General features: G+C 62.0%; 3 protein-coding genes. 1 reads left to right on the top strand and 2 read right to left on the bottom strand.

What is annotated here, in order from left to right:
- Positions 1–158 precede the first annotated feature (158 nt).
- Entirely contained in the window at positions 159–1,049 is an 891-nt protein-coding gene (locus HX786_RS26420; RefSeq protein ID WP_004371227.1) for an AraC family transcriptional regulator, read from the bottom strand.
- Between the two features lie 181 nt (positions 1,050–1,230).
- On the opposite strand from HX786_RS26420, the gene HX786_RS26415 reads away from it, so the two are divergent.
- Entirely contained in the window at positions 1,231–2,283 is a 1,053-nt protein-coding gene (locus HX786_RS26415; RefSeq protein ID WP_177081095.1) for an NAD(P)-dependent alcohol dehydrogenase, read from the top strand.
- Between the two features lie 51 nt (positions 2,284–2,334).
- On the opposite strand, the gene HX786_RS26410 is transcribed toward HX786_RS26415, so the two are convergent.
- Positions 2,335–3,138 (bottom strand): IclR family transcriptional regulator, encoded by an 804-nt coding sequence (locus HX786_RS26410; RefSeq protein ID WP_004371229.1) that lies wholly within the window; start codon positions 3,136–3,138, stop codon positions 2,335–2,337.
- Positions 3,139–3,406 lie beyond the last annotated feature (268 nt).

Below are 3,406 nucleotides of genomic sequence, written 5' to 3'. Positions count from 1 at the left end.
CCTTTTTTGTAGCCCGGAAAAAGACCCATCGACTCGGTCAAATGTGGGAGCGGGCTTGCTCGCGAAAGCGGTGTATCAGTCACAGATGTTTTGGCTGAACCACCGCTTTCGCGAGCAAGCCCGCTCCCACATTTTTGACCGAATTGTGCCCGGGAGAGTTATGCCGCCCGCTCATCCCCGGGGCTACGTTCGAAGTAGCGCTTGTACTCCCGGCTGAACTGCGACGTGCTCTGATACCCCACACTGTGGGCCGCCTGCGCCACGCCCATGCCCTCCACCAACAGCAACTGCTGTGCCTTGAGCAACCGCAGACGCTTGAGGTACTGCACCGGCGACAACAGCGTGCAGCGCTTGAAGTGTTCGTGGAAGGTCGATGCGCTCATGTGCGCATAACCCGCCAACGTCTCGATATTCAGCGGCTCGGCGTAATGGGCATGCAGGTGATTCAACGAAGTCGCCACCCGCGAAAACTGCCCCTGCTGCTCCACCAGCGCGCGCAACACATCCGCCTGTGGCCCGCGCAATGCGGTGAACAATAATTCCCGCACCCGCGCCGGCCCCATGATCCGGCTCTCCAGCGGATCGTGCAGGCACTGCAACAGGCGTTCGACACAGCCGCGCATGGCGTCGTCCAGCACCACCGAACTCATCGACTCCAACGTTTGCGCCGCCGGCGGTGGCCCGGACTGAATCCCCATCGCCATTACCAACTCACCCAGCACCACCCGATCAATGCCCACCGTCACCCCCAACAGCGGCGCATTGGGCATGGCAAAGGTCTCGCATTCGAACGGCACCGGCATCGCCTGGATCAGGTAATGACCCGCGCCGTACTCCAGGGTACGCGGGCCCAGGTACGCGACCTTGCTGCCCTGGGCGACGATCATCAGGCTCGGTTCATAAATCTGCGGGCCCCGCGCCACGTCGCAACTGGCACGCAATACCTGCACGCCCGGCAGGTTCGTGGGCGAGAACCCATCACGGGGGGTCAGGGGTTCGATCAAGGCAACCAACGCGGCATTGGCATCGACATGACGGGTCAACAACATGGCAAAAACTTCGCGAAAAAGGGGATGAGACCATCATCGCAGGTCTGGCGCCACAACGATCCAATCCAGGTGCACTCCCGGACGAATAGGCATGAGACTCGGAGCAATCGCCATGGCCGCACCCAGGCACGGCGCGGAGAATGCGCCACCTCACCTGTTACTGCACCTGCGAGGTTTCTCCATGTACACCGCCATCGGTTATGCCGCTCAATCGGCCACCACTCCCCTCGCCCCCATGTCCTTCGAACGCCGTAGCCCGCGCGCCGATGACGTGGCGATCGAAATTCTCTACTGCGGCGTCTGCCACTCCGACATCCACCAGGCACGCAACGAATGGGGCATCGCCGTGTACCCGCTGATGCCGGGCCACGAGATCGTCGGTAAAGTCACCGCCGTCGGCGCCAGCGTCACCGCGCACAAAATCGGCGACCTGGTGGGTGTTGGCTGCATGGTCGACTCCTGCCGTCACTGCGACGCCTGCCACGCGGACCTCGAGCAATACTGCCTCGAAGGCCCGACCATGACCTACGCCACCCCGGACCGGGTCGACGGCAGCAACACCATGGGCGGCTACTCCGACAGCATCGTGGTCAGCGAGCACTTCGTGGTGAAGATCCCGGCCAAGCTCGACCTGGCCAGCGCCGCGCCGATCCTCTGCGCCGGCATCACCACTTACTCGCCGCTCAAGCACTACGGCGTGAAGGCTGGCGACAAGGTTGGCGTTCTGGGCATGGGCGGTTTGGGCCATATGGGCATCAAGTTCGCCAAGGCCATGGGCGCGGAAGTGACGCTGTTCACCCGCTCCGCGAGCAAGGCTGAAGAAGGCCGTCGCCAGGGCGCCGACCACGTGATCGTGTCCACCGACGAAGCCCAGATGAAAGCCGCTGCCGGGCATTTCGACTTCCTGCTGGACACCATTCCGGTGCAGCACGACTTGAATCCCTACCTCGACGTACTGCGCTTTGACGGCGTGCACATCCTGGTAGGTTTGATCGAGCCGGTCGACCCGCCCGTCAACGCTGCCAAGCTGGTGCTGGGCCGCAAAGTGCTGGCCGGTTCGTTGATCGGTGGGATTGCCGAAACCCAGGAAGTCCTGGATTTCTGCGCCGAGCACGGCATCACCTGCGACATCGAGATGCTCGACATCCGCCAGATCAACGAAGCCTACACCCGCATGATTGCCGGTGATGTGAAGTACCGCTTCGTGATCGACATGGCGACCCTGAAGGCCTGACCAAGATCGTTCCCACGCTCTGNNCGGAGCGTGGGAACGATCACGGCCTGATCAGGCCTTCGCGCCCAACTCCGCTGACAGCCGTGCTGCGACCTGTTTGATCACAGGGATCAGCTCGGCCATTTTCTCCAGCGGCATGTAGGGCACGGTACTGGCGATGCTGATGCCGGCGACGATTCGCCGGCTGGCATCGCGCACCGGTGCCGCGACACAACGGATCGACGGTTCGTTGTCTTCCAGGTCGAACGCATAACCGCCCGCCACGTATTCCTGCATGCGCTGTTCAAACTGCGCCCAGGATTGCTCGGGGTGCTGCGGCCACTGCAGATTCTTCCCGCCCGTCGGCAGGCTGACCTGATACAGGCGCTGCCACTCTTCCACGCTGTCATCCAGCAACAACGCCTTGCCGATCCCGGTGCGCGCCAGCGGCATGCGATGGCCGACGCGCGAGCGCATTTCCGGGCCGTTGCGGCCAGGGTTCTTGTGCAGGTACAGCACGTCGTCGTATTCGCGAATAGCCAGGTGGATGGTATCGCCGGTCAACGCCGACAACTCGTCCAGATACGGCACTGCCAGGCTGACCAAAGGCAGTTCTTCACGGGCCTGGAAACCCAGCTCGATCAATTTGGGGCCCAGCAGATAACCGACTTGCGGCACTACGCGCAGGTAGCGTTCTTCCACCAGGCAACTGGCCAGGCGGTGAGTGGTGCTGCGGGTGGTACCGATGCGCTTGGCGATTTCCTTCAGATCCCGCGCACCGGCCGCCACTGCCTGCACCACGCCCAGGCCACGAAGCAGGGTTTGAGTGCCGGTGGGCGCGGCTTCTTTGACGGGAGTTTGGGCGTTTTCCTGCATATCGGGCCTATTGGGAAGTACGAAAACGGCGAGCATTATGGCAAATGCGGACCAGCAAAACAGAGGAGATCAAAATGTGGGAGCGGGCTTGCTCGCGAATGCGGTTTTCCAGTTAATGCATACGCTGACTGACACACCGTTTTCGCGAGCAAGCCCGCTCCCACATTGGTCGTGTGGCGCCCTTTTTATCGCTGTTTCATGCGGTCGATAATCACCGCCAGCAACAGGATCGAGCCGCGAATCACGTATTGGTAGAAGGTGTCGATGT

This window comes from Pseudomonas sp. 21615526, from assembly GCF_013386245.1.
Classification (GTDB): Bacteria; Pseudomonadota; Gammaproteobacteria; order Pseudomonadales; family Pseudomonadaceae; genus Aquipseudomonas.
Note: the sequence above shows the minus strand (reverse complement) of the source record. Positions and strands in the feature narration are given on the sequence as shown.

Coding starts and splice junctions, on each gene's coding strand:
- HX786_RS26415 (WP_177081095.1), top strand. CDS start 1,231: ATGTACACCGCCATCGGTTATGCCGCTCAATCGGCCACCACTCCCCTC.
- HX786_RS26410 (WP_004371229.1), bottom strand. CDS start 3,138: ATGCAGGAAAACGCCCAAACTCCCGTCAAAGAAGCCGCGCCCACCGGC.
- HX786_RS26420 (WP_004371227.1), bottom strand. CDS start 1,049: ATGTTGTTGACCCGTCATGTCGATGCCAATGCCGCGTTGGTTGCCTTG.